Genomic DNA, 26,487 nt, shown 5'->3' on the forward strand with positions numbered 1-26,487 from the left:
CGCCAGGGGTGCTGGAATCGCACTGCACATCCTGGCCACGCATGGGGCGCCGGACCGTATTCGCGGTACGCGGCAGCCGCGCACAACACTCGACGAGTAACAGTGTCGGCATTGTCGTGGAATACAGAGTCGCGTCCACGGGATTCTTTTTCTTCGGCCTCGACGATGGTGCTACTATGGTCGACGCTAGCATCGGCGCGAACGGGATCGCGGCGCGAAATCGAGGTATTTCGCTGTTCCGCGCAATTGCCTCGATCGCACGAGAATCGTGCCTCGATTTCCGTTTCGGCGAGGTGTTATCGAGAACCGTCGGTGCGCTCATTCATGGCGCCGTGGATCGCGAGAAGTCGCCGACCGGTATGCCGGTGTCGCGGGCGCGTAGCCGCTGGGCGAGGTCGACGGTGTCTGCGGTGGGCTTGGCGTCGACTTCGCCCAGCCGGGTCCGCAGGAGGGTCAGGGTGCGGGAGATCGCGTCGTGCCGGCCGAGGGCGTGCTGCAGGCGCATGATGTCGCGGTAGAGCAACTCGTTGTGCGGATCGAATGCCCGCGCGGTCTCCAGCAGGTCCAGGGTGTAGTCGGGGTCGTCGGCGACCCGGGCGCGGGCGAGCGCGGCCACGGCGTCGAGGGCGTCGCGGCGGGTCGCTTCCCGGGCGGCGACGAGCCACTCCGCCTCCAGGCCCTCGGCCAGCGGTCCGCCATAGTGCGTCACGATCGCCTCGTAGGCGTCGGTCCGCCGCTCGGACGTGGTGGCGGTGCGGCGTGCGGTAACCGCCTCGGCGAAGCCCCAGTAGTCCACCTCCACCACCGCGGGGTCGAGCCGGTACTGGCCGTGCTCGGCCACCACCAGCTCGCCGACGGCGCGGCCGGTGGCGCTGTCAAGGGCGCGGCGAATCCGGGAGAGCACGGTGCGCAGCACGCTGGCGGGATTGCGGGGCGGCTCGTCGGGCCACAGGGCGTCGACGATCCCGTCCCGGGACACCCCTCCGGGATGGACCGCGAGATACACCAGCAGTTCGACCGGGCGGCTGCTCAATTCGCCGGACAGGTCGCGGGTGTCCTCGGATCGGGCGGGATCGGGCCGCCAGTGCAGAGCTGGGGCGCCGAACACCGTCAACACCAGCGGTGCGGGCTTCCCCAGGCCCGTATCTGCCGTCCGTGGCGGCAGCGGGCGCGGTTCGCTGTCGGGTTCGCCGCTGGCCTCGGCGGGAGCCGGTTCCGGTATGGGTGGACCCGAAGTGATTTCCAGACGATCAGGGCCGTCTCCGGTGTGCTCCAGAGGGGAAGGAGCACCCTCCTCTGGTGGCGTCGGCGCTTGGCGCGGCGCAGGGGCGTGGCCTTGAGGTTCGGCGGCGTCGCTGACGCCACTGGTGTCGTCGCGGGGCTGCGCGGTGCGCAAGAAGGCCAGCAGGTCGCGGGTGGCGGTCTCGGGCAGGGTGAAGGCGCAGGTGCCGCGCAGGGGTTCGCCGAGGCCGGGGTCGGTCGCGGAGATGATCCCGCCGGCGGTGACGTAGGCGGTCACCCCGGGACGCCATTGGCCGAGCAGCAGCGCGGTGAGGCCGTGCTGACCGTTGTTGTCGAGCAGCTGCTGCAACCGCGCCTGCTGGTCCGGCTCGCGGGGCGGCGTCGCGATCAGGACGGCGGGCCGGGACGGTTGCGGGGCGTCGAGGGCGGTCAGTGCGGTGTCCAGGTCGGCCACGACGGTGACCGTGTCCGGCAGGCCCGTGACGGGCCCCGGCACGCCGAGCAGCCGGGCCAGATCGGCAGCGGGCACGAACACCCTCGGCACCGATCCGCCGTCGGGCGTGGCGGTAAGGAGAGTGAGCAGCAGGGCGCGGGCCGCGGCGTAGCCGCCAGGCCCAACCAGGCCGAGGCCATGCACGCGAGCCTGGTCGAACGCGACCTGCGTCCCTTTGCCCGCGTCGGCGTTGACGGTCTCGCCGCCAGCACCGGGCGCGGTCGGGTCGAGAGCGATATCCACGACTGACGGCGGCTCCGCCGGTCCGCCGTCGGTGCCGGGGGTCGTGGCGGCGCCGATCACTCGCCGGACGCGCGGCGTGAGCACCCGCACCTGGCCCTCGGTCCCGGTTTCCGCGCGCCTCGATCGCGATGCCGCGCCGGAGCGGACGGGTTCAGACTGGTCCTCGTGCGTGGCCGGGTCGTCGGCCGCGGTGTCGCCCGGCTCGTCGGTCTCGGCCTCCAGTTCGATGTCTTCGTCGTGATGCTGGGCGCGTAGATGGGCCAGGCGCAGCTGGTACACCACGGGCGCGACGGGCAGGTCGTCGTCACGCTGGCCGCTGCCGGGCCGGTAGCGCGCGTGGCGTCGCCGTCGCGCGAGCACAAGCAGGGCACTGACCGCCGCCGCCAGGCCCAGGCTGACGAACACCTCGCCACTGCCCCAGGTCACCGCGCCCCCAGCGGGTTCGTCGGCCGCCGTATCGGCGGCGGGATCCGCAGTGGCCGGGGCGGGCTCCGAGAAAGGTGGCGTGAAGGGAGGTGGCGTGGTCGTGCTCGGCGCCGGCGGTGCTGGTTCGGCGGCAGGAGCTGGGCTCGTGGGCGTCGGTTCCGGGGGTGCCGGTGGTGAAGCAGGCGGGGTAGGCGGTGGGCTGGTCGCGGGGAGGCGGAGGGTGTCGCCGGGGTGAATCAGGTGCGGGTTGGTCAGCACGCGTCCGCCGGGCTGGGGGCTGCCCTCGTTGAGCGCCCAGATCTCCGGCCACCGGTCCCCGTCGCCCAGACAGCGTTGCGCGATCCGCCACAGCGAGTCGTGCACTCCACCCTCCGGTGGCCGGACCCGCTCGGTTCCGGGCTCGGCCGCGGGCTGGGTTCGGGACTGCGGGGTGCCGGTGTGCTCGCTGGCGACCGCCGTCGTCCAGGCGGGCGCGGTCGCGACTACCGGGGCGTGGCCGACGGGCCGCCCGGCCTCGGCGGGGGCAGCGGGTGCGGCGGTGGCGGTGCGGCCCAGGACGGCGACCAGCAGGGCGCCGACGAGCACGGCCGCGACGCGCCGCACCGGACCCGTCTGCCGTCGCAGTTCCGGCCACCGGGCACCCCGGGCGACCTCGACCGCACAGGCCACGACGTCGAGGACGAACACGAGCCAGATCAGCCAGGCCAGGCAGGCGAGCACGTCGAGCAGAAAACGTGTCGACATCGGCGCCATCAACACCGACCCGATCTCGTCCAGGTTCGGCAAATGGTCGGGCAAGGGCCATCCCACGCCGCAGATCAGCGCTACGGGAAGACCAGCCACGAGCGCGGCCAGCAGGATGACCGCGAGCAGGCCGCGCGCCACACGGCCCAGCAGCCGCACGACGCGCGCAATCCTCGCCCGGGGCAACGGCACCATCAGCTGCTCGCCGCGCCGACCGCTACCCCGTCGGCCACGGACTCAGGTGCAGGTGCCGCCGATGCCGGTGCCACGGGACGTGTGGCACGCGTCGCGGTGGCGGCCTGAGTGCCCTTGCCGGGAGCGTCGTTCTTCTTCGCGCTCGGGCGCTTGCGCTTGCCGCCGCGGGCGGGCTTGGCGGCCTGGTCGCGCCAGCGGGTGAGGTCGTCGACTGGGACGTCGGTGACCTGGGCCAGCTCGGGCACGTCGATTACCTCGCCCGCCGCGGTCAGGACCTCGCCGAGCTCGCGTTCGAGGTCGGCGAGCTGCCCGGCGAGCTCGGCGTGCCGGCGGGCCAGCTCGCCCACGGTGGTGGCCACCTGGGCGCGGCGCGCGCTGCGTTCGGAGTCTCGTTCCTGAAGTCGGCGGGCGATCTCTTCTTCCGAGGTGACCATGCCGTTTCTCCTTCCGTGATGGCGCAGCCGTGGTCAGGGCTCGATGCCGCTGACACCGCGCTGCGGGTGGGCGGCACCCCGCCCGTGGGTATGGATGTCGTCGATCCCGACCAGCGACAGCAGCTGGGGTCGATACGTGGCGGTGACCTCGACCGTCACCGTGTCCCCGGCCACCTGCACCGTGCCGGTGGCACCGACGCTGGCCAGGTACCGCTGCGCCAGGTCCCGGGCCCGCGCCGAATCGAGCCGAACCACGCCGCTGGCGCGGTATGCGGCGAGGTCGAGCGCTTGAGCGCCGGCGCGGGCGGCGGACTCGGCCTGCCCGCCGGAGCGGACCTTGCTCGCCAGGGCGAGGCCGCCGTCCAGGCTCAGGCCGGTCAGGGCGAGCAGCCCGAGCAGCAGCGCGAGCACGAAGGCGGTCACCCGGCCTTCCTCAGCACGCCACCACCGGGGAACGCCGGTGCGCGACGGGCCGACGGGGTGAGCAGAATGGGCCGCGTGACCGCGCCCGAGACGCAGGAATCGCCCTGTGCGAGTGAGGACTGCCTGACCGCCTGGCACGAGGCCGGACACGCGGTCGTCTACCTGTTGCAGGGCCGGTCGCTGCGCTACGTCACGCTGCGGCCCCGCACCGCCGGACGGGCCGGGTTCACCGCGGTCCGGCCTCGTCGGGTCGATCTGTCCGCGCTGGCGGTCGTCGCCCACGCTGGACCGCTCGCCCAGGCACGCTATGTCCTCGACACCACCGGCGCGGCCGAACGACTCCGCGAGGACGACGTGACCGACGACGACGTCCGCCTCGACGCCTACCTGCACGGCGGGCACGACGACCTCGCCGTGATCGCCGAAGCCCGCCGCGCCTACGGACTCGCCGCTCGGCGACCTGACTTGTGGGCGGGCATCGCGGGGGACCTGATCGACCGGCACTGGACCGAGATCGGCCGCGTCGCCACGGGGTTGCTCGAGCATCGGACGTTGACCGGTGCCCAGCTCCGCGCCTGCGTCCCGGGGCACTGGCTCGCGCGCTGAGCCGACCATCAAGCACCCCCCGGCTGGCGCCAGGACCGGTAGGTGTCGACGACCTCGCTGGCGGTCGATTCCAGGGTTTTCCCGCCGGGCACGCCGAGCAGCAGCGCCTGACCGAAGTCGACGGTGCACCGCACCCGCACGGTCACCGCCCCAGCGGGCACAAGCGAGCCGGACATCGTGGTGGTGACGCCCCGGCAGACCAGCCCGGCCTGCGCGAGCGCGGCGCTGGCGGTGTCGCGGGCCGCGGTGGTGGCGGCCGTGGGGCTGCGTTGCAGGGTGGCCGCGCGAGCGGCCTGGTGTGCGGCGTCGTCGAGCCGCAACCGGGCGTCAACGCCGCGATGCACCACCACGGCCAGGAACACCAGCAGCATCACCAGCAGCGGTGTCACCAGCACGGCCTCGGCCGTCACCGAGCCGCGCTCAGCGGCCCACCACCGCCGCCACCGGACCGTCGTTGCCTTCGGCGCGCGCCCGGTCACGACAGCCCCTCTCCTGACTGGACTCGCCGCGCCGGTGCCGTCCCGGATCCTGCGCCGCGGCTGAGCCCGCGGGGCAGGATGCGGAGCAGTCGCGACCACGACGAGGGCGGCCGTTTCCACGGGAACGCTCCCGTGCCGGTGATGTCGCGGGCGGCGGTGATGTAGGCGAACACGTTCTGCGGCAACGCTTCCGCGGCCTCGGACAGCCGCCGGACTTCGGCGTCGCCGGGCAAAGCGGCGAGGATGTGGTCGGTGCGGACCGCGAGTTCGCCGTGCCGCAGTTTCGCCTCCCAGGCGCGGGTCAGCACGAGGCAGCCGTGCACGTGCCGGACGATCTCGTCCAGGGCGTCGTCGATCACCGTGACCGCCTCGCGTGCCGCGGCAGCCAGCTCGCCGACCGCGGAATCGGGATCGTCGGCGAGTTCGTGAGCCAGGTCGCGGGCGGCGCGCGTGCGGTCCAGGCAGCACAACGCCTGCCACGCCACCCGATGCACCTCACGCGGCACACCCGGGTCGATCCACGCCCGGGCCGGGCCGCAGTGCAGTTCGCCCACCCCTGCGATCAGGGTCCGCACCGCGTAGCTGGCGGTGCCGAGGTCGGTGAAATCGCGGCTGCGGAAGAAAAACTCGCCCCGCACGCGATCTAGCCGACACGGGCTGCCCCGGCCGTGGCGGTGGTCGGCGAGCACGCGGGCAGCGCTGTACCAGCCGGCGAACAGGCTCACGCCCAATGCGAGACCTCCGGCACCCAGTGCGAAGACCGCTGCGAACCCGCTGCCGGACGCCGCCGCAAGCGCCGCCAGGGCGGCCCCGGCCAGTCCGGTGAGGACAATCCGCGGACGCAGTCCCGCACGGACACGCTCACCACGCCACCGCGCCTGCGGGATATCAGGGTTGAGCAGCACCGAATCCGGCCCGTCGGGGAACGTCGCCGCGCGCACCGGCATCACCGCGTCAGGCGGTTTATGGTGTTTCATAAGGCTTTCCTTTCGGCCGGTCGCCGAGATCGCTGCTGCGACAAGGGAACTAGGGCGCGGTGTCGGGCATGAAACGCTCGATCTCGCCGGAGGCTTCGGCGTGCACGTGCAGGTGCACACCGGGCAAGACCGTGGCGGCCTCGCCACGGATACTCACCGACACTGAGGCCGCACCGCGGGACACCGCGAGCTGGGGCTCGCGCAGGGGTCCGGCGGCGAGGTCGTCGAGCAGGCGCTGCCCGGCCGCCTGCCCGGAGCTGGTGGTGCCGTCCTGGGTCCGGGCGGCGGCCAGGGCCTGGGAGGCGGCGGCCTGAGCGACGTGGGTGGCGTGCGACCACACCGCGAACTGGATGATCGCCAGCAACGCCAGCAGCAACAGCGGGGTCGCGATAACCAGTTCGACGGTGACCTCGCCCCGGTCGCCGCGCAGCGCGCGCCGGATACGCTCGGCCAGCGCGCGGGCGCGAGTACGGGCGGCTCTGGTGAGCATCCTCAGCCGCCGAGGTTGATCGAGTTCGCCTTTTGCGTCAATTTCGCCACGATGATCGCGATGATGGCGATCGCGGCGATGGCCATCAGGGCGGTAACGATGACGGTGGTGGTGATCTCCCCGCGCTCTGGGTCAGCGCGCAACAGAGTGATACGCGTGCGCGTCAGCTCCCAGAGGGTACGGATGTAGTGCAACATGGTGGCGCCTTCTTTCCCTTGTGGTGCAATGCCTTTCTCGGTGGCGAGGAGGGATGCTGGGTGGGTGTCTGAACTGCTTCGAGTTCGTTGATCGCGTACGCCTCCTGGTGGCGCAATGGTCCTGGTAGGTCCCGGTTCACTCGTTGGCGTGAAGATTCCGACGAGGTGTCGAAATTCCTGACGGGATGCCGATGTTCTCGACGTCTCTTGGCGTCGGCTGAACCGAGGTATCCGGTGGTTGTGACGGTGGTGCGGTCGTTGGGCAGCGCTCGGCGCCCGCGGACTGCGCAGGAGTTGGAGGACTTCGAGCAGGAGCTGATCGACCAGTTCGCGCTGGCTCTCGCCGGCTCGGGCGTCAGCGATGACGTGGTGGCCTCGGACAGGTCGGTGGTGTTCCAGTTCCTCAAGTTCGTCGGCCGTCCCGTGTGGACCGTGGAGACCGCGGACGCCGACCGGTTCCTGGTTGCGCAGAGGAAGCGCGGTCTGGCCAGGTCCACCGTGTACCAGAAGGCCGTGCGGCTGGCCGTCTTCTTCGACTTTCTGATCGCTCGCTACCAGGGCGACATCCATGCCTTGACCGGCTATGTGGTCACCCAACCGATCGATGAGTTCAACCGGCCCGCGAGTACCGACCGTGGCATGCTGCGGATCCCGCCCGCCGAGGACGAGGTGGACGCCCTGTTCGCGGCATGGCGCGATAGCCTGCCGGAGACCCGGAAGTTCCTGCCTGCGGCCCGGGACTACTTCGCGGCATCGCTGTGGCGCCGGATCGGCTTGCGAATCAGCGAGTCCGCGATGCTGGACATCCGCGACTGGCGCCCGGATCTGGGCGAGCATGGCAAGCTGCACGTGCGCTTCGGCAAGGGCAGCAAAGGGCACGGCCCGAAGACCCGGCTGGTGTCCGCGATCAACTCCGTCGACGCGCTGGTGGAGTGGTGGCTGACCGATGTGCGGCACCAGTTCGGTGACGACTGGGCGGACCCGGATGCGCCGTTGCTCCCGAGTGAGCGTCGCGACCGCAGCACCGGGCGATGTCTGCGGGCGGGCCCGAACGCCCTGCGTGCGGGGTTCAGCGACGCCGTTGCGCTGTGGCTGCCGTCCTGGGCGGGTCGGCTGACGCCGCATGTCCTGCGGCATTTCTGCGCGTCGTCGTTGTATGCCCGCGGAATGGACCTCAAGGCGATTCAGGAACTGCTCGGGCACGAATGGCTGTCCACCACGACCCGCTACATCCATGTTCATGACGAGCACGTCGAACGAGCGTGGGCGGCGGCCAATGACCGTGTCGCGGCTCGGCTCCACGGTGAGGAGGAATGATCCGATGCGCTGGAACCTGCGCATGAAAGCCGCCGAAGCTGGTATCTGGAAGTCCACGGAGATGCGCCGGCGGCTCGCCGAGGCCGGCCTGGAGATCAGTGCTGGGAAGATGTCAGCCCTGTGGACGGGGACACCCACCACCATCCGGCTGGACGACCTCGACGTCATCTGCTCGGTGCTGGAATGCCAGCCCACCGATCTGCTCATCCACGAGCCGGAAAAGGTGGCCGCCCGCAGGCCGAAGAAGGCCGCCGCAACAACCGGAGCTGGCGGGGTGCCGGTGATCACGCCGCGACTTGGTCGACACCGCAGCGTGCCGCCGGCATGAGCCGCGTCCGTCTGTGCGAGCACTGTGGCGTCAACCCGATCGCGTACTACGGGCGTCGCTCCTGCTACGTGTGCGTGCCACGGGTCTGGAAAAGACCGGTGCGGTGTAAGCGATGCGGGTCGGAGAAGGACTACTTCACCGCAGGCCTGTGCCGGCACTGCCACCGTCAGGCACCGTTGGTCACCCACTGCCGGGACTGCCTGGCCTGGGGCATCACCCGCTGGCACGGCGGTGTGTGCCAGGCCTGCCGTGGGTGGAACCAACGCTTCCCTACCCCGGCGCCCTGCCCCTCGTGCCGGCGCACCCTGCCGCTGAACGAGCGCGGCTACTGCCGGCTGTGCTGTCGGCAGGCTCACCTCGTCCGCATGCCCCACCAGGCGATCGACGTTGTCGAAGCCAACCGACATGGTCAGCAACTGTTCATCGCCGACCTGTTTCGCCAGAAACGCCCGACCCCGCCGCCCACCCCGGTGGCAGGACCGCCGGGCCACTTCCCGGTCGCGCATCGGCAGCTCGCACTGTTCGACCTCGACCGCGACTACACCGCCGTGCGGCCCACCGAGCTCGCCCTGCCCCTGCCCGAACTGGCCATCGCGATCGAGGATGTCCTCACCGACCATGCCCGCCGGCACGGCTGGGGCACAGGGCTGCAAAGCATGACCCGCAACGCGATCCGGATGCTGCTCGCGACGCAGGACACGCCCGGCGCGCCGATCGCCGCCAGCGTCGCGGCGGCCGTCACCACCGGCCGCTCGCTGGACAACCTCAAATCCGTGCTGGAGATCCTCGCCGCCGCCGGCATGCTCGACGACGATCGCCGGCCCACCCTCGACATTTACGCCGAACGGCAGTTCGCCGATCTGCCCGAGCCCATGGCCGACGAGGTCCGCGAATGGTTCCGGGCTATGCGCGATGGCAGCACCACGCCACCACGATCGCGGCCACGCAACCCCGCCACCATCCGATCCCGAATCACCCACGCCGCTCCCGCCGTCCGCACCTGGGCCACCAGCAACGGCTACTCCTCGCTGCGGGAAGTCGACCGAGACGACGTCATCGCGGTCATGCCCGCCGAGGCCTACCGCTATCGGCAAACCTTGACCGCGCTGCGCGCGCTGTTCCGATTCCTCAAGGCCCGCAGGCTGGTTTTCACCAACCCGACCCTCCGGCTGCGCGGCCCCCAGGCCGGCAACCATCCGTTGCCGATCGACCTGACACCGGTGCGCGACGCGATGCTCAGCACCAAACCCGTGCGCGCCGCACTCGCCACGCTCATCGCGTTCCACGCCCTGCGCCCCAAGGACGTGTGCGCGCTGCTGCTGACTGACCTGCGCGATGGGCGGCTGTATCTCGATGGGCGGACCATCCTCCTCGCCGACCCCGTTCGCGCCAGCCTCTCCGCCTGGCTTGCAGAACGTGCCCGACGCTGGCCGCACACGATCAACCCGTACCTGTTCATCAACCTGCACACCGCGGTCCGCACCTGCCGGGTCGACCCAACCTGGATCAGCACCACGATCGGGTTCTCCGCACAAGCCATCCGCGAAGACCGTATCCTCCACGAAGCAATCACCACCGGAGACGTCCGACGCCTGTCCGACCTTTTCGGACTCACCATCGGCGGCGCCGAGCGATACACCCACACCCACCAGCCCGCCACAACCGACTGACGCTTGGGTTCGTGAACCCAAGGCCTCAACTACACTCAACACCCGGAGCCTCCGTTCGGTTCGTCGCGGAAATCGCTTCAGAAATCGCGAACCCATAAACTTCCTAGAGTCCATTGAGGACTTGGACTACCGCGGGGTAGGCGATGAATCCCAAGAAGCCGAGGAACAGCAACGTGACCGGCAGGGCCATGCGTTCGGTGGCGGCCTGTGCGTCGGACTCGGCGTCGGTGACCTGGTGGGTCCGCAGGGCCTGGGCTTTCGCGGCCAGCGAGGCGCGCACGCGGGCGCCTTCGGTCCCGGCCAGGGAGATCGAGGCGGCGAGTTCGGACAGTTCGGTGATGTCGAGTTCCTCGCCGAGCTGGCGCAGGGTGTTCCACGGGGTGGTGCGGGTCAGCTGGGCGGCGTGCAGGGCGCGGCGGATCTTGTCGAACGCCGGCCCGGCTCCGACGGCCGCGGCGTCGCCGAGAGCGGCCTCGACCCCGGCGCCTCCAGCGAGGGTGATCCAGACGAGGTCCAGGAACGCGGACAGCGCGTCGCGGAATTCTCGCCGCAGCCGGGTGGCCTTGGCGCGGACGTCGAGATCCGGGGTCAGGAAGCCGAGGGCGGCGAGCACGAGCCCGGCCAGCAGCGGCACCTCGACCCCCAGTGACAGCCCGCCCAGGGCCAGCAGTGCTTGCAGCAGCCAGGGCGCCAGCAGCCCGGCCACGGCGAGCAGCGCTTTCGACGCCAGGTGGGTATCGGTGCCGCGGCCGGTGACCCGCAGATCGGCCTCGATCTTCGTGCCGGGCAGCCCGAGCATGCGCAGGCCCGGGACGAAGACCCGGCCCCAGCTGCGCACCCAGGCGGCGTCCGCCGCGAGGACGATCGGTGTGGCCGGTGGTCGCGCGCTGACCTGGGCGAGCCGGTCGCTCAGTGCCGGGGCCGGTGGCAGGGCCCAGGTCAGCAGCAGCCACAGACCGGCACCAGCCCCGGCGCCGAACAGCAGAGCGGGGATCATGAGCGCTCACCTCCGCTGACCGTCGCCTCGTCGCCGTCAGGCGCTCCGGTCACGTCCGGGGCGTCGAGCGCCAGCACCCGGGTTTGCCCGCCGCTGGCGGCGATCCGGGCGAGCCAGGCGAACCCGGCGGCGAACAGGGCACCGATGAGCAGCAGCACGATCTGGCCGGTGGCGGTGTTGTAGGCGTCGAGGTAGGCGCGGTTGAACACCACGACCCCGGCGGCGAAGGCGAGTGTGGTGGCGACGATGACCCGCACCGAGGTCCGCGTCCGGGCCCGGCCGGTCTCCACGCGCATCCGCATCGCGGCCTGTCCGCGGGCGGTGGTGGCCAGCGAGCCGAGCAGGTCGCCGAGCTGGCGGGCCTGGTGCTCGGCGGCGAGGACCAGGGCGGCGAGAACGAGGTCCGCGGTCGGGTCGTCCAGCTCGCGCGCCAACGCTCGCAGCGCCGGCGCCAGGCGCTGGCCGCTTTCCAGCCTCGCGGCCAGCGTGGCGACCTCGCTGCGGATGGCCGCGGGCGCGAGCGGGGCGGTGGCGAGGATGGCTTGCTCGAGTCCCGCCGCGGCGGACAGGACGTCGCGCAGCATCTCCGTCCACGACGCGATCGCCTCGATCCGCGCGACCCGCCGCCGGTGGGCGCGATCCGGGCCGACCAACCGGGGCAGGAACCACACCGCGGCGGCGGCCAGCACCGCGCCGACGATCCATCCGGTGACGGCTCCGGTCAGCACGCCCGTACCGACGGCCACGGTCAGGCGCAGCAGCGCACGCCGGTCGCCTGCCTGGCCGCGCGCTGCGCGAACCAGCCCGGCGCGCCGCGAGGGCGGCGACGCGGCCGCGGGCCGGCGCCCGGCGGCCACGATCAGCAGCACGCCGACGGCGGCCCCCAAGCCGAGCACGGCGGCGAGAAGGGTGGTGGTGTCGAGGCTCATGGCGTCCACCACCCCTCCGGGCGGCTCAGCAGGTCCGGGTCGAACCCGGCAGCGACCAGGTCGTCGAGGGTGTCCGCGCGCAGCGCCCCCGCCACGGGCACCGCGCGGCCGTCGGGGCCGGGCCGGTAGACCTCGTTGGAGATCACCGATCCGTCTTCGGCGCCGACAACCTCGCGGATCGAGGCGATCACCCGGGTTGTCCGGTCGGTCGCGCGGTCGAGGTGCACCACGAAGTGCACCGCAGACGCGATGAGCAGGGCGGTGGCTTCCAGCGGTAGTCGCTCGCGGCTCTGCGCGGCGTAGGAGGCGAGCCGGGTGAACGCGATCTTCGAGCTGGACGCGTGCAACGTGGCCATGGACCCGTCGTTACCTTGGCTCATGGCGTTGAACGCGGGAATGAGTTCGGCGCCGCGGATCTCGCCGACGATCACCCGGTCCGGAGACATGCGCAGCCCCCAGCGGACGAGTTCGGCCTGATCGATGGCGCCCTCACCCTCGACGTTTGGTTCGCGGGCTTGCAGGGCGGTGACGTCGGCGTGCAGCTCGGGGTCGAGGCCGAGGCCGAGCTCGAATGCGTCCTCCACGGTGACGATGCGCTCCATGGGGTCCATTTCGGCGGCCATCGCGCGTAGCAACGTGGTTTTGCCGGCGCCGGTGCCGCCGGTGTTCAGCACGTTCTTGCGGGCCCGCACGACCGCGCGCAGGAACCGTTCCAGGCCGACGTCGAGGGTGCCGCGGCGGCGGAGCTGGGCGAGGGTGGCGGTGAGGTAGCCGTGCCGGCGGATCGTGCACGCCGTCACCCCGCCCGCGGTCAGGCCGAGCACCGCGAAGAGCCGTTCGCCGCCGGGCAGTTGGAGGTTCAGCGCGGGACTGCCGCGGTCGAACCGGCGCTCCTCGGACGAGGCGCGCGCCGCGAGCGTGCGGATCAGGTCGGTGAGTTCTTCGTTCGAGGCGGCCACGGGGGCGACCTGGGCGCGGCGGCCGTCGCTGTACTGGACGAAGACCCGGTCGTAGCGGTTGACCGCGATCGTCTCCACGGACGGGTCGGCCAGCAACGGTTGCAGTCCGCCGAGGCCGAAGACCTCGTCGAGGACTTGGTCGACGACCCGCTGCTCGGTCGCGGAATCGACCAGGGCGCGCCCGGCGAGGAGTTCGGCCTCGCTGTGCGCGGCGACCGCGGTGTCGAGGACCTCGCGGCCGATCTCCCGGCGCCGCGCCAGGGGCAACGGCCCATCGTTGGTGCGGGTGGCGGCCTCGACCCGGCCGGGCAGGTCCGTGGTCAGCGCCTGCCGAAGCCAGGCGCGCAGCCTGTGCTCGGCGTCCTCCGGGCCGCCGGGCGCGGTAGGGGGCGCTGTTGGGTAGTCGGTGCGGGTCATGCGGGTGGCTCCTTCCCTGCGGTGCTGGGCTGATGGCCGTTGCGATGCGGATCGCTGACCTGCGGTGGCGTGGGCACCAGGCGCGGCGGGTGAGGTGCCGGTCCGGGCGGGGTGATGACGCCGCCGCCCGGCTGATGGCGCACCTGCTGGGCGGGCACGCCTGGTACGGCCCCCGGCGCGTTCGCCGACGGCGGGGCGGCTGGGGCGGCGGGTCCGGCGAGGGTGCGGGCGAGGGCTGCGGCCTGGTGGGCGAGGCCGCCGTTACCGCGGCGGCGGGCCGGTGGTGGCCGGTGCCCGGTCAAGGTGGCGGCAGCGGCCGGGTCGTGCGGGATGCGGCCGATCGCCGGTACACCCAGCTCGCGCTCGACATCGGCGGTCGGGTAGCCGTCTCCGGTGAGCAGGAGGCCCGGGCGCGGGGTCCAGCGGGCCAGTTCGCCCAGGCGCGCCGCGGTGTGGGCGAGGTCGTCGCCCTGGGTGCCGGTCACCAGGACGAGGGCGTCGGCGCGGCGCGCGATTGCCTCGGCCGGGGAACCCGGATCGACGCGCCCGCAGTCTGCGAGCACCACCACGCCCGGTTCGCGGGCGACGGTGGGCAGCAGCGGCCCGTCCGGGGCGGTGGCCAGGGTGGACAGCGCGGCGCGGGCGTGCGCGCCGCCGGGCGGGGCCAGCAGCACGCGGGCGCCGCTGGGCAGGGCCTGGGTGTGCTCCCACACCACCGCGGGGTCGCGGGTGCGGCGCGCGGCGGCGGCGAGGCTGACCAGCCCCGGGCTCGCGGGCAGGCCGAAGCGCATCGCCAGATCGCCGCCGGCCGGGTCGACCTCGGCGACCAGACGGCGGGTGTTCTCCGTCTGCGGCCACTTCACGGCCAGGGCCACGGCCAGGGTGGTCACTCCCGGCGAGCCCTTCACCGAACACAACGCGATGAGCATCAGCGGCCACCGCCCGCGGGTTGCATCACCAGTGCGAGCTGACCGGCCGGGACCTGCGCCAGCTGCGACGCGCTCCCGGTGTCGAGGTCCAGCGACACCACGCTCGTCTGGTCCGTGCCCGCCGGGGACACGCCGACGACGGTGGCCCGCCAGGACGTACCCGGGCCTTGGCCTTGCGCGGTGGTGGTCGAGGTTCCCGCCGCGGTGGCGGCGGTGACGACGACGGTCACCGGGGTTCCGGCGGCGAGTTCGGGCGGGAACTGCCCGGGCTTCACGCCGACCGCGACCACGGCCCGGCCCGCCGCCGGGATCGCGGCACCGCCCACCGCGTCCGGGGTCAGCAGCGCTCCAGGCCCGAGGCTGGTCGCCATCGGCCGCCCCACCACGCTGGCCGCTTGGTCCGCCGGAATCAGTGCCACGCCCGGTGCGGCGGACACGTCGATGCTGCGCAGGTCCGCGGGCGTCAGCACGTGCCCGAGCGCGACCGGTTTCGCCAGCGCCAGCATCGGCGTCCGGTCCTGGGTGCTGGTGGTCCACCACACCGCGCCCCCGACACACAGCACGACCAGGAGCACCCCGGTCACCAGGTGCGGCAGCCGCCTGCGGCGACCGCGGCGCGGAGCTGACGTCGCGGGAGAGCCGGAACGGTCCAGCCACGACACCGGCCGGGGTTCACCGGTCGCGTTGTGGCCGCGTGCGGGAGTGTCGGTGCTGGTCACGAGAAGTCCTCCAGGCATAGCTCGCCCGCACCACGTATTCATCCGGCGAGAAATGCCGCCGCGAATACGCGGTCAGGAAAGGAAAGAAACGAAAATGACTAATTCAGTTGGGAAAAGACATTCCGGCCTATCCGGTGCCCAGGGCCTGGGCTTCGGCGACCCGGAAGGACGCCGCGGCACTGGTGGTCATGTCCGGGAAGGTCCCCGCGGCCCCGCCGCCGGACCAGGTGATCCGCCACGACACCGTCGCCGTGCCCGGGAACCGCTCGCCCGGGGCACCGGCCGAGGATTGTTGGTAGGTGTGGCCGCAATCGGGCGAAGACGCGTGCGGATCACCGTGAGCGGGGAATGGGGTGCCTGGCCCGATGCAGGTCACGGTGCTGCCATCACCCATCGCCCAGGACACCGAGGTCGGGGTCGCGGTAGCAGTAACCGATATCGCTGGCACGGACGCTGTCGCCGATTGCGGTTGCCACATCGCGCGGTCCAACCACAACCAGGTCGGCAGTCGCACCAGCTGCGTCCCGGCCGGACTCGACACGATCGCCGGACTCGGTAACCGCAGCTGCGACCGCGCCTGCTCCGCCAGCTCCTCCGGCGAGGGCAAGGGCGCCGCACCCGGTGCCTGACCGTCGGGGATCCATACCGGTGCCCGGTAGAGGGCGTCGCGCATGCCCTGGCCGGAACATTGGTAGACGTACCACCCGCCGCCCTGTTCTGGAGCTTGCGCCAGGACTATGGCTTCGGGTCGCGAACGGGATAGCGACACGAACTGCACACCGCCGGAGCGCGAGGGCCGTGGGTGGTAGCTGACCGTCTGCATTCCGTTGGCCGGTGGCTGGTAGTCGCTGCGCACATACGAGCAATCGGCCTTGTTGTCGTCGCCGCCGACGATCCGGTCGCCGGGTGGAGGGGCTGGGGTGTCCGGGCTCCCGGCTTGTGATTTCGGTTCGCCGGGGCGCGGTCCCGGTCGCGGTGCGGGCTTGCCGCCACCGCGTTGTCCCGCGCCGAGTTCGCATCCGGCGTAGGAGTTCTGGCCGCAGTTGACGTCGCCGTACCAGTCGCCGGCCAGCGCGGGTGTGAGGCTCACGAGTATCGCGGCGGAGGTCAAGATCGTCAGGGTGCCCAGTCGTCTTGCGGTCAGCATGTTCCGGTTCCTTCCACAGCGAACCGGGTCACCCGCCAGGAGCTGTCGACGGCGAGCTTCACCTCGGCGTTGATCAGGTGCTTGCCACCTGGCTCGTTGTCGGCGGGTTGTCCGTTGTCCGCGCGGTATTTCAACCAGTTCGTGGCGTCCGAGCAGTCGCGGATCATGACGGTCTTGGGTGCGTCCTGCGGCTCCACGGACTGCACGACCGGGGTGTTGACGGGCTTTCCCTTGGTGATCAGGCCGTTGTAGTGATCGGCGTACATCTGGCGCGACAGCACCGACAGCGCGTCGCCGGTGGCGTGGTCGGCCAGCCGGGGCGACTGCCAATCGGACGTGGTCGCCACGGCGGCGACGTCCTCCCACAAGCCCAAGTAGGCGGCGGTGGCCTTCTGCTTGGCGATGTCGGCGGGCGAGGCGGCCGTGGTGCTGGGGGCGGGCGGCGGCGTGGGCGTTGAGGAGGCCGGGGCCGCGCCGTTGTCTGAGCTGCAGGCGCTTAGTCCGAGTCCGGTCGCGGTGGCGAGGGCGGCCAGGGCGAGGCGGGTGCTGCGGTGGTGGGTCATCACGGTCCCCCATTTCGTCGACGATCGCTGGTCAGCGTGGGCAGGCCACACCGTGATACACCCCGGTGGTGGGCTCGTCCCAAGACCGACTTTCGTGGCGTTGATGCTCCGGGCAGCCGCTCCGGGGTGAAGTTCACCCGTTGGGTTGAGTGCGGGTGGGGCCCAGGAGCAGGCGGGCAGGATGGCGTACAGGGTGATCACGCGAGGGCCGGAGGGGTCGTGCAGCTGACAACCAGCAGCTGGTGGTGGACCGCTGGCGCCGCCTCGGTCGGGCTGGTGCTCGGCGCGGCGGCCAGCGGGCTCACCCGGCGGTTCCTGCGAGGCGAGCGGGCGCTGGCCGGGTCGTGGTGGCTCGGCGCCGTGCTCACCGCCGCTGTCCTGGGGTTGCTGGGCTGGCGCGTCGGAGCCCGCGGCGAACTCGCCGTCTACGGGTTCGTGGCCGTGCTGGCGGTCCCCTTGGCGGTGATCGATTGGCGCGAGCATCGGCTGCCCCGGGCGTTGATGTGGCCGCAGCTGGCCGGCGTCCTGGTGGGATTCGGGGTGCTGTGCCTGGCACGCCACGACCCCGCGCCGGGTGTTCGGGCGCTCGCCGCGCTGGCGGCGGCGGGCGTGCTGTTCCTGGTCCTGGCTGTGGCCACGGGCGGGGGTGTCGGCGCCGGGGACGTCAGCGCCGCTGCCGTGGTCGGGCTGGTGACCGGGTGGAGCGGATGGCCCCAGGTCGCCGGGGCGCTGCTGGCGGCCTCGGTGCTCGCCCTGGTTGCGGTCGCCGTGCCCGGCGCCCGCCAGCGTGCCGACAACGGCGCCACGGTGGTGCCGTTCGGTCCGTGCCTTCTGGCCGGTGCGCTGGTCATGGTTCTGGTCAGCGGATAGCGCTGTGCTCGCCGTGACGGACTGCGTGCGGTAGAGGAGTGGAGTCATCGCGCGTACTGCTCCGATCGGGAGAACCTGCGGTGTCGTCCGGTGGTGCGTCGTGTGGAGGGCTCGGGCGAGTCCGCGCTGTCCGCACCGGGCCTGGGTTCGGCGTCGTCGGCGGTTCCCGCGTTCTGTTCGAGGCGTGGGCAGGGAAGGGCCGTGTGGGCGTTTCCCTCCGCAGCGCTCACGTCGGCGACGGGTTCGGTGTCGGCCGATTCGCCCGAGTCGCTGGCGTTGTCGGCCGCGGGTGAAGCGGTGACGAGTTCGGCGACCGGCTGCCACGTGACGCAGTGGTCGCACCAGACGTAGCGGGGAATGGATTGCGGGTTCTCGACGAGTTCGGCGATCTCAGCGTCGCCGATCTCGTCCAGGCAGCGCGTGTGGGAGCAAAGGAGGAGGAAGTGCACCATCGGCGTGCTCCGTCCGAGACGGTGGGGGCTGGAGGGCGGAAGTGGAGGTGCGGGGGACGCAAAGGCTGGGTTCCTGGCGAGCCCCCGCACCGCCTGGTCCGCGCGCGGCTGGGCTCCCGGAGTCGGGTGCTGCTGGCCGTCTACAGGCGATGGCCCGCAGAGCGAGCCGACGGTCCGGGCCATCGTTGAACCGGCCCGCGAGACGGGCGCTGAAATTGAGAGACCCCCAGGGTTTTCCGGACGAGACAACGCATGCCGGAATGCGACTATGGGCAGATTCCTATTCAGGCAGTCAAATACGGCTCTGCTGCGGAAGGGAAGATTTCGGCCTGCCGATGTTTCCCCTGCGATGAGGTGCGCGGACATGATGCCGGGCGCCGGGGTGACACCTGGGGGGAGGAGTGTCACCCCGGCCAGCGAAGCCGCGCGGGACGCCATCGATCCCCCGACTGGACCGATGGTTCCGGGAGGTGGCTCGGCTCGCATGACTCCACAGTGGAACAACGAGGGCCCGTCGAGCTCGATTGTCCGAGGACAATCTTGTGCTTTTTTTGTGCTCGTTTTGTGCTCGTTTTGTCCAGATGAAAACCATTGTCATCTGGCGAAGGAAATGGCGGCGCAGGGTGTCCGCCTCGATACTTCCTGTTATTCCGGGCGTGCGCGCGGTTTAGCGTAGCGGCATACACGTGAATAGCTCCAGTGGGCTCCGGGTGTGTCACACCGGAGCCCGGCGTCGCGGAGACGAGAGAACGTGGCGCCCTCGGCTTTTGTTTAGGCGCAGGGCTCGCCGCGGACGCCCAGGCAGACGTTGATCGTGGCGATCTGGGCCTGGATGTCGAGCGCGCGCGGGTCTTGCAGTGATTCGAGAATCGCGCCCGCCGCGCGATAGGAGGCGCGCGCACCGTCGGCGTCGCCGAGCTTGGCCAGCGCCTCGGCTCGGGCGACAAGCGTCTCGGCCTCGCCCCAGCGTTCGCGGCCGATGCGGCGCACGGCCAAGGCTGCGTCGAAGTGGGTCAGCGCGGCGCGCGCGTGGTGCTGCTGGAGCAGGACCAGGCCGAGCTGGTGGTGGGCCAGGCTGGCGACGGGCTGCTTCGGCGCGATCGCGAGGGCTCGGGCGAGCGCGTCCTCCGCGAGGGCGCGGGCGTCGTCGGTGTTGCCCAGGTTCTGGTGCGTTCCGGAGAGCATGGCGCGGACGACGGCGACGCCGAGGTCGAGTCCGACGCGCGCGAACAGCGTCTCGGCCAGTTCGTAGGCGGCTTTGGCGTCGTCGTGGCGGTCGAAGGCGGTGTAGGCGGCGGCCAGGCCGAACTCGCTCCAGGCGCGGGCGCGATCGTCGCCCAGCTCGGCCTGCAGCTCGATCGCGCGACGCAGGTGCTCGATGGCTTCCTCGGTACGTCCGAGTTCGTGCAGGACCCAGCCAACGCTCTGAGTGCTGCGAGCGACGCCAGGGACGCTCTTCAGGGCGTGCGCGGCGGCAAGCCCTTCGGTGCTGGCGGTGAGCCAGGCGCTCCAGTTCTTGGTCAGGTAGAAGTAGGGCAAGAAGAGGGCGGGCAGCATCCACGCGGCGTCTCCCGCACCGCGGGATCGGGCGTGGCGGGCGAGTTCGATCGCGGTGGCGGCTTCGGTCTCGCACCAGGCCAGCGCGCCGTGGTAGTCGCCAGCTGGGAATGGCGCGGCGACGCCGAAAGCGGTGTCGAGTTCGACATCGAGGGTGAGCCCGGAGCCCGCCCAGTTCGGGGCCAGCGCGTTGCTCGCCGTCCACGCGGTGGCCACGTACCAGCGCAGGAGCCGGTCGTGGGCCCGTTCCAGCTCGTTGAGGGGCTCTTCGACCACGGCACGCTGGTAGGCGTAGGCGCGCAGGAGGTGGTTCATCCGCATGCGCCCGGCGCCGACCGGCGCCGCTTCGAGTAGGTGCGCGTGGCGCAGGACATCCAGGGTTTCGCGAACACCGTCGGGGCTGAGACCGGACTGGGCGGCGACCGCCTCGGCGCTGATGAACGAGGCGGGGATGATGCCGGCCAGCCGGAACACCCGCCGCTCGCGCGGCGAGAGCGCGAGGTAGGACAGGTCGATGACGCCGTGGATGTTCACCGTGGGATCCGACGAGGTGAACACGTCCAGGCGTCGGTTCTCGCTCGCGAGCTGGTCGGCCAGGTCCTGCAGCGAGTCGTGCGGGTGCTGCTGGATGCGCTCGGCGGCGACGAGCACGGCCATCGGCAGCCGCCCGCAGCGGCGCACGATCGCCTCGGCCGCCTCGCGCTCGGCGCCGACGCGGGCCTCGCCGATCCGCGCGCGTAGCAGGGTCAGGGCCTCCTCCGTCGTCAGCGGTGGCAGGTCGATGTGCAGGCCGCCGCTGTGCAGCAGCAGCGAGGGCTGGTGTTCGCGGCTGGTCAGCACCACCACGCTGCCCGCGCCGGGTAGCAGGTGCCGTACCTGGTCGTAGCTGGCGATGTTGTCCAGTACGACCACGGCGGGCCGCTGGGCCAGCAGTGAGCGGTACCGCGCGGCGCGTTCGTCGATGGTGCCCCGCTGCGCGTCGATACCGGCGCCGAGGGCGTGCAGGAAGCCATCCAGGATTTCCCCAGGATCCACGGCGCTGCCTGGAGCTAGCCCGCGCATGTCGGCGAACAGGCAGCCGCCGCTGAAGCGCTCCTGGACCCGCGCGGCCCAGTGCAGCGCCAGCGAGGTCTTGCCGACCCAGAATCCGCCCTCGATGACGGCGGTGACGGCGGCTCCCGGCCGGGTTTGCGTGATCAGTGCGGCGTCGAGCTGGTGCAGGTAGGTCTCGCGGCCGACGAAGTCCGCGGCGGCCGGCGGCAGCTGCATCGGCCGGGCAGGCGGGCGGCGAGCCTCGTCCTGTTCGCGCGCGAGCTTTTCCAGTTCGCCTTCGGCGCGTAGCGCGCGGTCGACCTCGCTGACCAGCGCGGGCGCGAGGGGCCGCGCGCCGTGCAGCATCTTCGACAGGTAGCTCGCGCTGTAGTTGGTCCGCGCCGCGATATCCCCGATCGTCATCCCCCGCCGACGGCGCAACCGATGCACCGCCTCGGCAAAACTGTTGATGGACCTCAATGTCACTATCTCCCCCTGGATCGATGACGCCCGACCCGCCGCCGTGGCGGAGTAGAAGCGTCCCGGTCCCATCCGTGGACGGGGCCGCAGGCTGTGGGGACCGGATCGGACGTCCGCTTCACCAGTGGAGCGACGACCGCGACAGCCGAGATTCGTTTGTCCCGCGCCGACACGCGGAGTGACCGACCCATCCGTGACAGGCCGTCACTACCCAACGCCCTCGCCGGGGGCGTCTCGCCGCTGTCACGCTGCAGACCCGCATGACAGCCACCACTCACAGCATTCGGGAGATTTCCCAGCTCATCCAGTCCCGAACTGCAAGACCTCTCCCCGACGGCGGGAGATCACCCGATCTTTCCTGGATACCTTGATCTTCCCGCCGGATGCAACTACCGGGTAACCGATTACACCTTTCGGGCTAATCGTGACACGGGACACTACTCAGCGCATCAGAGTAGTCCTACTTATGGGTTACTGAGTGTTATGACGCTTGCGCGACGGAAGTACGCGGGTAGGGAGTCGGGATCGGAAACAGCAGCGCCACGGTCTCCACGGCGCATTCCGGGCAGATCCGCAGGTTCGCAGGGCGGCGCGGGCTCAAGGAGCCGAGCACGAGCTGGCCGTCGTGCAGGTGCCGGGTGCACACGGAGACGTCGGTGTCGGGCAGGGCGGTGTGCGCGCGTCCGGGATGGTATGGGCTGACGCCCCATTGCACGGTGGTCATCGAGAACCTCCACTGGTTGCGGCGGCGACCTCGTCGTAGCTGAGGTAGGCGGTCGCGATCTCGGCGTCGGGGATCGGGGCGAGCCCGACATCGGCGCGCGCGAGGTTGACCTCGGCCGGACGGTGCAGCGGGTAGAGCCGGCCGGCCGCCTCGGTGCCGAGCCGCAGCCACTGGGTGCCGTAGCGCTGCGCACGCTGCTGGTCGGTCGCGACCCGATCGGAGAGAAACGCCAGGTCGCGGGGTGCGGCGTCGCGATTGGCGACCGCGGCGCGCAGCTTCGGCAGCCAGCAGGCCCGGTACGGCGCGGGCGCGTGCTGGGCGAGCACCCAGGCGGCGTGCGCGCCGTCGACACCGACGGTGCGGCGGCCGGGCCAGCCGTGCACCGCCACGATGGGCGCGAACCAGCGCACGTTGTCCTCGTCGACGAGGTGAACGGTCTCCCACTGCTCCGGTGTGGGAGCCGCTGGGTCGAGCTCGGCGCGGGCGCGCTGATCGGCGGCTGCACGCTCGATCAGCTCGCCACGCAGCGCGGCCAGCTCCGGATCGACGCTCGCCCTGTTCACGGCTGTCCGCCTGCCAGCGCCGCCGATCCGGACGCGGTCAGCGTGAGCGGCCGATCGGCATCGGCGGCGAGATGGCCGGACGCGAGCAGTTCGGCACATGCCTGCGCGATCCACTCCGGCACCGCCCGGCCCCCGTCGGTGAACAACTCGCCGTCGTGGCGACGCAGCGCTCCGCGCGCGGCCCGGCGCAGCGCCCACCAGGACGCGACGTCGACCCCGGCGCCATCCATACGGCAGCTCATCCCGGTTGTCGGTTCGGCGGCATCGAACGAGGTTGCGGGCGTCATGGCGTCTCCGATCGAGCGGTCGGCACCGGAGCGGCCAGTGCGCGGGTGGTGGCCAGCAGCGCGGCCTGCGCGGGCAGATCGGCCCGGGTGGGCCAATCGACCCAGCGCCACAGATCCAGCGCTTCGGTCTCCGGCGACGGCAGTACCACCAGGGCGTCGTCCCCGACCACGCTGACGCCCATCGGCACCAGCGCGGCCATGTGCTCCAGCGTCGCGCTGCCCGGGCCGCTCAGGAACGTCCACCGTTCTCCACCGGGGTGCACCAGCGCCGGGGCGGGCATGGCCCGCACATGCAGGCTGGGCGCGACCTTCCGGCCCAGCGTGGCGGGCATCGTGACTGCGCCGAGCAGCCCACCGAGGCGCAGGGCGATTCGGTTGCCGTCCAAGAGCTGGGCAGGAAGCCCGCACGTGGCCCAGTAGTACTCGCACCACCGCGCTGCGGTGTCCCCGGCCGATGCCGGGGGTGCACTGCATGCAACAGACATGCCCATCAGTCCCTTCGTGTTCCGGCGTTCAGCGCGGCCCGCGCGCTGCTGTGGTCGGGCAAGGACCAGCCGGTCTCCTCCGGGCTGATTCGCCAGCGCGAGATCCACGACGGCACCCGGCTCGGCGGCAGCAGCAGGCATCCCTCTCGCACCGATCGCGGAGGCTGAATCGCTCGAGTCCCTTGGTCGGGGGCGTGTTCGACGATCAGGTGCCAGCGCGGGCCCGGCCCAACCAAGATCGGCCCGAGACACCCAGCGTCCCGCAGGATCGCTTCGGTCCGGCCATCGCCAGGACCGAGATCGATCGCTCCCACTGCGCCCGGGCGCAGGAGAATGGGCCACGGCCGATCCGTCCACGCGTCGAACGCCTCGTCCTTAGAGAGGGGCTCGCCCCGGCACACCAGGTCGGCTTCCTCGGGTGAAGGTCGGCCGTCGGAGGTGTCCGGCCTGGGGTGCGGAACCCGGGCACCAGGGCAGATGAGCCAGCCGTGCGCGGCGTAGTCGGTCGCGGCGCAACGCATCTCCGTCAGTTCGCCCGCTGGATACGGATGCGTGCTCAACACCGAGCATCACCCGCCTCCGACGCTGGGGCGGACGCCTCGTCCGCGGGCGAAGGTCCACCGCTCGCCACCATGGGGGTGAACCAGTCATGGAACTCCGCCTGCGTGCGGCGTGGCCCGTCGGTGTCCCACCGATAGAGACTTTCGAGCACCTGCTCGAACAACACGGCGCGTTCGCACACCTCATCGTCTGGCGGTGAGTGAGCGGGCTCGGCGCCGAACTCGGTTGACGGGCCCAGGTTGGGCAGAAGCTCGGGCACGCGAGCTTCGTCGAGGGCGTGCCGGCTCACGAGGGCGCCTTTCCCCGCGCGACCCGTGCCAGCAACGCGACGACCGCGCTGCATGGTGGCAGAAGTTGGTTCTGCCTGGGTGGCACCACCCAGTCGCCGTCTCCTGGTCCTTTCCTTGCTCCTCCGCAGATCTTCGTCGGCAGTGAGAGCTGTGAAACCTTCCGGCAGCAGCCGCACGTTGGCTCGCACTAACGATTCCGGCAACGCGAAATCGCCCCGCCGATGCGGTGCGGTCAGTACTGCCCACCGTCCGGGCCCGCGCCGCAGGACCGGGCCCCGAAGGCAGCCCGCCGTCAGTTCGGCCACCACGGGCCGCGCCAGCTCTACCGGTACGTCGACGACATCGACGGCCTGCCCTACGGTCACCGCACGGCCCCCTGCGCCATGCGACGATCCCCGGTGAGGCCGCCGATCCAGTACTTCACGGGCTCCGACCATCACGCAGCCTCGGATATGGCCACGGGTGTCGACGTGAGCGCGTGACGACCGCTGGGCTCGCCCTCATCGTCTTCACCGAGAACGACCCGAACCCGACCTGCAGTCATCGCCGAGTGCCGCCCATCTGGAACCTCGCGATGCGGCGTGGGCGCAGCTCCGGGATGACTTCGAGGTGCGGGCACCCGCTCCCGGCCTGGCTCGCTAAGCCGCGCGTGGACTTCGATCGCCTCACGCAGCGCCGCGCGCAGCCGTCCGCTGGCCAGCGGATCGAACACCGCAGCGCCGGGCTGGTCGAACGTGATCTGGGGGCCGCGTTCGTCGACCGACACCCGGACATGCCGGCGGCGGCCGTGCTCGTCCCGGCACGGCACCGTCCATGCCTGCCGGTCCCGCTGCCATCCCAACCTCGCAAGCAGGGTGAGCAGGGGTACTGCGCGCGTTCGTCGTTTCATGGCGCCTCCTTTCGGGGTTGCTCGGCTTGTGTCGTCATACGGCGTGTTTCCGGCGGGTGCGGAGGTGGAAGGGGCTGCGTGGCTGGGCGACGGTCTCGACATCCCGGGAGGCGGGAGGATGGAGCCCGGTCGGCGTCGGCGCCTCGGGGTTCGGGAGCGGTGGTTGCTCCGCTCGGCAGCGGCGCACGCGCCGCCGCTCGGCGGCATACCACCACCCGGCACCGGCTCCAGCCACGCAGCCCACGAGAAGGAGCGCCCCTACGACCATCCCGGCGATCGGCGGCCCCACTGAAGTGTCAGCAAGGCTCAACTGTGCGGGGGTGGACATAGCCACCTCGGCGGCGATGCTAACTTTAATAGTCGCCACTGGAAGCTCCCTCTGTCCTGGGTGTTTGTCGGGACACCCATCGACTATAATTTGAATATGAAAGTTAGATAGTCCGCCAATTGGGTGACGTGGCGGGCATCCTCGGTGGCCGCGAGTGTGATCCGGTAAGGAGATGGCGTGACTCAGCATCAGCAGCTGCCGCCCGCGGTCATGAAGATCGTGCTCGGCGCCGAACTGGAACGGCAGCGTCTCCGAGCAGAGGTCACCCAAGAGCAGGCCGCGCAACGATTGCGCTGCGGGCAGTCCAAGATCGCCCACATCGAGGGCGGCAGCGGCATCAAGGCGATGGAGCTCGACGCGCTGCTCGACCTCTACGGCGCCGATGACAACGACACGGCCTATGCGCGGGCGTTGCAGGCGGAGAGCAACCGGCGCACCAAGCGCGGCGCGTTCAGTACCCGGTTCAAGCAGCAGATGCGGCTGCTGGTGGACATGGAACCCAGCTGCAACGAACTCTTGTCACATCAGGCCATGGTGATCCCCGGCCTCCTTCAGACCGAGGAGTACATGCGCGCGCAGTTCCGCGCGTGGCGCCCCTCGCCCACCCAGGACGACATCGATCGCGACACCGCGAACCGGCTCGGGCGGCAGCGGGTGCTCGACAACACCAGCCAGAAGTTCTGGTTCATCATCGACGAGGCGGCGCTACGGCGGACACCCATCGGCCCCGAGGCGATGAAACCCCAGATCACGCACCTGGTCGAGGTGATCGACCGGCCCAACGTCGAGCTGCAGATCGTCCCGTTCGACATCGGTTACTACATGGGGCAGAGTCACGACTACACCGTGTTCCAATATGAGGCGGATCCGCAGGTCAGCATCGTCTACCTTGAGAAGCATGACGGCGGCGAGTACGTCGAAGGAGCTAAGAAGACCGCCCGCTACCTCGACCTGTTCGACCAGCAGAAAGCCGCGGCCATCGGGCAGGAGCGGGCGCGGCGCTTCCTGCTCGACTTCGCTGCCAGCTTGTAGCCGCGCAAGACCA

General features: G+C 71.2%; 28 protein-coding genes. 6 read left to right on the plus strand and 22 right to left on the minus strand.

Annotation, left to right across the window (positions count from 1 at the left end; all coding sequences use genetic code 11):
- Positions 1-322 precede the first annotated feature (322 nt).
- Genes LWP59_RS37475 through LWP59_RS37485 form a run of 3 tightly spaced genes read right to left on the minus strand, consistent with a single transcriptional unit; the run spans position 323 to position 4,200 of the window.
- Entirely contained in the window at positions 323-3,307 is a 2,985-nt protein-coding gene (locus LWP59_RS37475) for a BTAD domain-containing putative transcriptional regulator (protein WP_229857919.1), read from the minus strand.
- A 35-nt stretch (positions 3,308-3,342) separates the two neighbouring features.
- Positions 3,343-3,777, minus strand: a complete 435-nt coding sequence (locus LWP59_RS37480; protein ID WP_101436288.1) for a hypothetical protein — start codon at positions 3,775-3,777, stop codon at positions 3,343-3,345.
- Positions 3,778-3,810: 33 nt separating this feature from the next.
- The gene (locus LWP59_RS37485) at positions 3,811-4,200 is read right to left on the minus strand and encodes a hypothetical protein (protein WP_101436289.1); all 390 of its coding nucleotides are present in this window, start codon (positions 4,198-4,200) and stop codon (positions 3,811-3,813) included.
- A 75-nt stretch (positions 4,201-4,275) separates the two neighbouring features.
- On the opposite strand from LWP59_RS37485, the gene LWP59_RS37490 reads away from it, so the two are divergent.
- Positions 4,276-4,806, plus strand: coding sequence for a hypothetical protein (locus LWP59_RS37490; protein ID WP_143271387.1), 531 nt, complete (start codon positions 4,276-4,278; stop codon positions 4,804-4,806).
- An 8-nt stretch (positions 4,807-4,814) separates the two neighbouring features.
- On the opposite strand, the gene LWP59_RS37495 is transcribed toward LWP59_RS37490, so the two are convergent.
- Genes LWP59_RS37495 through LWP59_RS37510 form a run of 4 tightly spaced genes read right to left on the minus strand, consistent with a single transcriptional unit; the run spans position 4,815 to position 6,949 of the window.
- Positions 4,815-5,285, minus strand: coding sequence for a TadE/TadG family type IV pilus assembly protein (locus tag LWP59_RS37495; protein WP_101436291.1), 471 nt, complete (start codon positions 5,283-5,285; stop codon positions 4,815-4,817).
- Positions 5,282-6,262: a hypothetical protein gene (locus LWP59_RS37500; protein ID WP_183126913.1), complete on the minus strand. Its 981-nt coding sequence runs from the start codon at positions 6,260-6,262 to the stop codon at positions 5,282-5,284. Before LWP59_RS37500 ends, LWP59_RS37495 begins: the two co-directional genes overlap by 4 nt.
- 49 nt (positions 6,263-6,311) lie before the next feature.
- Positions 6,312-6,752, minus strand: a complete 441-nt coding sequence (locus LWP59_RS37505) for a TadE/TadG family type IV pilus assembly protein (RefSeq protein WP_101436292.1) — start codon at positions 6,750-6,752, stop codon at positions 6,312-6,314.
- 2 nt (positions 6,753-6,754) lie between these two features.
- Positions 6,755-6,949 (minus strand): hypothetical protein, encoded by a 195-nt coding sequence (locus LWP59_RS37510; protein WP_101436293.1) that lies wholly within the window; start codon positions 6,947-6,949, stop codon positions 6,755-6,757.
- A gap of 87 nt (positions 6,950-7,036) precedes the next feature.
- Here LWP59_RS37510 and LWP59_RS37515 point away from each other — a divergent pair, with 87 nt between their 5' ends.
- The 3 genes from LWP59_RS37515 (at position 7,037) to LWP59_RS37525 (ending at position 10,264) form a co-directional block, all read left to right on the plus strand.
- Positions 7,037-8,266 carry a tyrosine-type recombinase/integrase gene (locus tag LWP59_RS37515; RefSeq protein ID WP_229857921.1) on the plus strand — a complete coding sequence of 410 codons (1,230 nt, stop codon included), beginning with the start codon at positions 7,037-7,039 and terminating at the stop codon, positions 8,264-8,266.
- Between the two features lie 4 nt (positions 8,267-8,270).
- A complete protein-coding gene (locus LWP59_RS37520; RefSeq protein ID WP_144641523.1) occupies positions 8,271-8,594 on the plus strand; it encodes a helix-turn-helix domain-containing protein in 324 nt (107 codons plus the stop codon).
- A 365-nt stretch (positions 8,595-8,959) separates the two neighbouring features.
- Positions 8,960-10,264: a site-specific integrase gene (locus LWP59_RS37525; RefSeq protein ID WP_112277133.1), complete on the plus strand. Its 1,305-nt coding sequence runs from the start codon at positions 8,960-8,962 to the stop codon at positions 10,262-10,264.
- 103 nt (positions 10,265-10,367) lie between these two features.
- Here the strand turns inward: LWP59_RS37525 and LWP59_RS37530 are convergent, their stop codons facing one another.
- From LWP59_RS37530 to LWP59_RS37560, 7 genes are all read right to left on the minus strand, one after another.
- On the minus strand, positions 10,368-11,261 hold the full coding sequence (locus tag LWP59_RS37530) for a type II secretion system F family protein (protein WP_101436294.1): 894 nt from the start codon (positions 11,259-11,261) through the stop codon (positions 10,368-10,370).
- The gene (locus LWP59_RS37535) at positions 11,258-12,190 is read right to left on the minus strand and encodes a type II secretion system F family protein (RefSeq protein WP_101440872.1); all 933 of its coding nucleotides are present in this window, start codon (positions 12,188-12,190) and stop codon (positions 11,258-11,260) included. Before LWP59_RS37535 ends, LWP59_RS37530 begins: the two co-directional genes overlap by 4 nt.
- Entirely contained in the window at positions 12,187-13,566 is a 1,380-nt protein-coding gene (locus LWP59_RS37540; RefSeq protein WP_101436295.1) for a CpaF family protein, read from the minus strand. The genes LWP59_RS37535 and LWP59_RS37540 overlap by 4 nt, the downstream gene beginning before the upstream one ends.
- On the minus strand, positions 13,563-14,495 hold the full coding sequence (locus tag LWP59_RS37545; protein WP_101436296.1) for a P-loop NTPase family protein: 933 nt from the start codon (positions 14,493-14,495) through the stop codon (positions 13,563-13,565). The genes LWP59_RS37540 and LWP59_RS37545 overlap by 4 nt, the downstream gene beginning before the upstream one ends.
- Complete coding sequence (locus tag LWP59_RS37550) at positions 14,495-15,214, minus strand: SAF domain-containing protein (protein WP_229857923.1); 720 nt, start codon at positions 15,212-15,214, stop codon at positions 14,495-14,497. Before LWP59_RS37550 ends, LWP59_RS37545 begins: the two co-directional genes overlap by 1 nt.
- 127 nt (positions 15,215-15,341) lie before the next feature.
- Positions 15,342-16,361 (minus strand): hypothetical protein, encoded by a 1,020-nt coding sequence (locus LWP59_RS37555; RefSeq protein WP_167441928.1) that lies wholly within the window; start codon positions 16,359-16,361, stop codon positions 15,342-15,344.
- Positions 16,355-16,924, minus strand: a complete 570-nt coding sequence (locus tag LWP59_RS37560; protein ID WP_101436297.1) for a hypothetical protein — start codon at positions 16,922-16,924, stop codon at positions 16,355-16,357. The genes LWP59_RS37555 and LWP59_RS37560 overlap by 7 nt, the downstream gene beginning before the upstream one ends.
- A 219-nt stretch (positions 16,925-17,143) precedes the next feature.
- Here LWP59_RS37560 and LWP59_RS37565 point away from each other — a divergent pair, with 219 nt between their 5' ends.
- Positions 17,144-17,794 carry a prepilin peptidase gene (locus tag LWP59_RS37565; RefSeq protein ID WP_101436298.1) on the plus strand — a complete coding sequence of 217 codons (651 nt, stop codon included), beginning with the start codon at positions 17,144-17,146 and terminating at the stop codon, positions 17,792-17,794.
- 44 nt (positions 17,795-17,838) lie between these two features.
- Here the strand turns inward: LWP59_RS37565 and LWP59_RS37570 are convergent, their stop codons facing one another.
- From LWP59_RS37570 to LWP59_RS40825, 8 genes are all read right to left on the minus strand, one after another.
- Positions 17,839-18,246, minus strand: a complete 408-nt coding sequence (locus LWP59_RS37570) for a hypothetical protein (protein ID WP_101436299.1) — start codon at positions 18,244-18,246, stop codon at positions 17,839-17,841.
- Positions 18,247-19,017: 771 nt separating this feature from the next.
- On the minus strand, positions 19,018-21,321 hold the full coding sequence (locus tag LWP59_RS37575) for an ATP-binding protein (protein ID WP_101436300.1): 2,304 nt from the start codon (positions 21,319-21,321) through the stop codon (positions 19,018-19,020).
- A 475-nt stretch (positions 21,322-21,796) separates the two neighbouring features.
- Positions 21,797-22,039 (minus strand): hypothetical protein, encoded by a 243-nt coding sequence (locus LWP59_RS37580; protein WP_101436301.1) that lies wholly within the window; start codon positions 22,037-22,039, stop codon positions 21,797-21,799.
- Positions 22,036-22,602, minus strand: coding sequence for a DUF6624 domain-containing protein (locus LWP59_RS37585; protein ID WP_101436302.1), 567 nt, complete (start codon positions 22,600-22,602; stop codon positions 22,036-22,038). The genes LWP59_RS37580 and LWP59_RS37585 overlap by 4 nt, the downstream gene beginning before the upstream one ends.
- Positions 22,599-22,889 (minus strand): hypothetical protein, encoded by a 291-nt coding sequence (locus LWP59_RS37590; RefSeq protein WP_143271389.1) that lies wholly within the window; start codon positions 22,887-22,889, stop codon positions 22,599-22,601. The genes LWP59_RS37585 and LWP59_RS37590 overlap by 4 nt, the downstream gene beginning before the upstream one ends.
- A complete protein-coding gene (locus tag LWP59_RS37595) occupies positions 22,886-23,275 on the minus strand; it encodes a hypothetical protein (protein ID WP_101436304.1) in 390 nt (129 codons plus the stop codon). The genes LWP59_RS37590 and LWP59_RS37595 overlap by 4 nt, the downstream gene beginning before the upstream one ends.
- A 104-nt stretch (positions 23,276-23,379) precedes the next feature.
- Entirely contained in the window at positions 23,380-23,526 is a 147-nt protein-coding gene (locus LWP59_RS37600) for a hypothetical protein (protein ID WP_186383349.1), read from the minus strand.
- 1,135 nt (positions 23,527-24,661) lie between these two features.
- Positions 24,662-25,114, minus strand: a complete 453-nt coding sequence (locus LWP59_RS40825; RefSeq protein WP_308431755.1) for a hypothetical protein — start codon at positions 25,112-25,114, stop codon at positions 24,662-24,664.
- 538 nt (positions 25,115-25,652) lie between these two features.
- On the opposite strand from LWP59_RS40825, the gene LWP59_RS37610 reads away from it, so the two are divergent.
- The gene (locus tag LWP59_RS37610; RefSeq protein ID WP_101440875.1) at positions 25,653-26,474 is read left to right on the plus strand and encodes a helix-turn-helix domain-containing protein; all 822 of its coding nucleotides are present in this window, start codon (positions 25,653-25,655) and stop codon (positions 26,472-26,474) included.
- The last annotated feature ends 13 nt before the right edge of the window (positions 26,475-26,487 follow it).

Source organism: Amycolatopsis acidiphila (assembly GCF_021391495.1).
Classification (GTDB): Bacteria; Actinomycetota; Actinomycetes; order Mycobacteriales; family Pseudonocardiaceae; genus Amycolatopsis_E; species Amycolatopsis_E acidiphila.